The sequence below is a fragment of the Nesterenkonia halobia genome (assembly GCF_039536005.1).
Classification (GTDB): Bacteria; Actinomycetota; Actinomycetes; order Actinomycetales; family Micrococcaceae; genus Nesterenkonia; species Nesterenkonia halobia.
On sequence record NZ_BAAAYG010000009.1, the window covers coordinates 71,107 to 72,255 of the forward strand.

The following is a 1,149-nucleotide window of genomic DNA, read 5'->3' on the forward strand; positions in this document are numbered from 1 at the left end:
AGCGCTGGAGTTCTACCACGCCGTCCTCGGCGGCGAGCTGTCGGCGATGACCTTCGCCGAGGGCATGGGCGCCGAGGACGAGATGCAGGATCTGATCATGCACAGCTCGCTCTACGTCGACCGCGGGCTGCACCTCATGGCCTCCGACCACGCCCCGGGACAGCAGCCCGGCGGCAGTCCCACGCTGGCGCTGAGCTCCAGCGACGGCGACCCCGAGGAGGACGCGCGGCTCGAGCGGTGCTGGGACGCGCTGACCGAGGGCGCGGAGATCCAGGAGCCGCTGGCGACCGCACCGTGGGGCGACCGGTTCGGGATGCTCACCGACCGGTTCGGGGTGACCTGGATGGTGAACATCAGCGCCGCGAGCGGGGACTGAGCCGCCGCGCCGTCGTCGCCAGCAGCCGATCGAGGCCGGTGAGCAGCAGCGCCAGCGCCAGATACGCGGCCAGGATGGACCCCACGTAGACTCCGACGCCGGCGTAGCCCCGGCCCGGCACGTCGAGGATCTCGTAGGGGTACCAGTCCAGCAGCGGCCCGCGGACCAGCGTCACGGCCAGCCAGCTCAGCGGCACGATCATCGACGCCAGCGCAGTCCGCAGGTTCAGTCGCCCGTGGGGGCCGACCACGAGCCACACCAGCGGCGCGGCGATCGGCAGGATGACGTGCAGGACGGTGTCGTTGACCAGCCGGACGCCGACGAGCGGGTCGTCGGAGCGCAGCAGCAGGTTGAACACCGCCCCGGTGGTCACCATGCAGACCACGCCGCCCTGCCGCAGCGCGTGGAAGACGACGCCGGTGCGGTGCGGGCGCGCGGCCAGCAGCCCTGACGTCAGGCACACCAGGAACCCGGAGAGCACGGTGAAGTACGCCGGCTGGTTGAGCGTGTGCTCGACGCCGGCGTCGAAGCCCCCGGCGAAGCCCACGTCCGGAGGCAGGGTGCTGTCAGTGGTCCAGCCCAGCTGGATCGAGGTCGCCAGCCCGACGGCGGCCAGCAGCGCGATCGCGGCATGCGCGGCCCGCGCGGGCCGGCTGAGCTGCCAGCCGACGTCGTCGACGTCGCCGGGGCGAGGGCTGGTGCCGGTGCGGGTGCCTGCTCCGCCGTGACCGTGCCGGGGTGGCTTCTGTCGCTGCTGCATGCTCCGAGTCTCG

The 1,149-nt window shown here is 72.7% G+C and carries 2 protein-coding genes; one reads left to right on the plus strand and one right to left on the minus strand.

What is annotated here, in order from left to right:
- Positions 1–376 (plus strand): VOC family protein (locus ABD652_RS10895; RefSeq protein ID WP_344721220.1); only part of this gene is annotated, 376 nt, incomplete at its 5' end.
- Here ABD652_RS10895 and ABD652_RS10900 read toward each other — a convergent pair.
- Positions 354–1,136 (minus strand): Pr6Pr family membrane protein, encoded by a 783-nt coding sequence (locus tag ABD652_RS10900; RefSeq protein ID WP_344721222.1) that lies wholly within the window; start codon positions 1,134–1,136, stop codon positions 354–356. The genes ABD652_RS10895 and ABD652_RS10900 overlap by 23 nt on opposite strands.
- Positions 1,137–1,149 lie beyond the last annotated feature (13 nt).

Coding starts and splice junctions, on each gene's coding strand:
- ABD652_RS10900 (WP_344721222.1), bottom strand. CDS start 1,136: ATGCAGCAGCGACAGAAGCCACCCCGGCACGGTCACGGCGGAGCAGGC.